Here is a 614-nt window from a genome sequence, read left to right on the forward strand (position 1 = left end):
AAGACGACGCTCGGCGAATCGGCCGGCACGCAGACCTTCGCGTCGGTCGGCCAGGCCGACGTGATCGTCGTGATGGGCGCGAACCCGACCGACGGTCACCCCGTGTTCGGCTCGCGCCTGAAACGGCGCGTGCGCGAAGGCGCGAAGCTGGTCGTCATCGACCCGCGCCGCATCGACGTGGTCGACGGCCCGCACGTGAAGGCCGCGCACCACCTGCAACTGCGCCCCGGCACCAACGTCGCGATCGTCAACGCGCTCGCGCACGTGATCGTCACCGAAGGGCTCGTCGACGAAGCGTTCGTCGCCGAACGCTGCGAGACGCGCGCATTCGAGCAATGGCGCGACTTCGTCTCGCGCGCCGACAATTCGCCGGAAGCAACGGCGGACGTGACGGGCGTGCCGGCCGAGCAGGTGCGCGCCGCCGCGCGCCTCTACGCGACGGGCGGCAATGCCGCGATCTACTACGGCCTCGGCGTGACCGAGCATGCGCAAGGCTCGACGACTGTGATGGGCATCGCGAACCTCGCGATGGCGACCGGCAACATCGGCCGCGAAGGCGTCGGCGTCAACCCGCTGCGCGGCCAGAACAACGTGCAGGGCTCGTGCGACATGGG

1 protein-coding gene is annotated in these 614 nt (G+C 70.2%); it reads left to right on the top strand.

Annotated elements, in window-relative coordinates; genetic code table 11:
- The coding region (locus ACV229_RS40645) for a molybdopterin-dependent oxidoreductase (protein ID WP_448088665.1) at positions 1-614 on the top strand (614 nt) is incomplete at both ends.

This window comes from Burkholderia sp. MR1-5-21, from assembly GCF_053427715.1.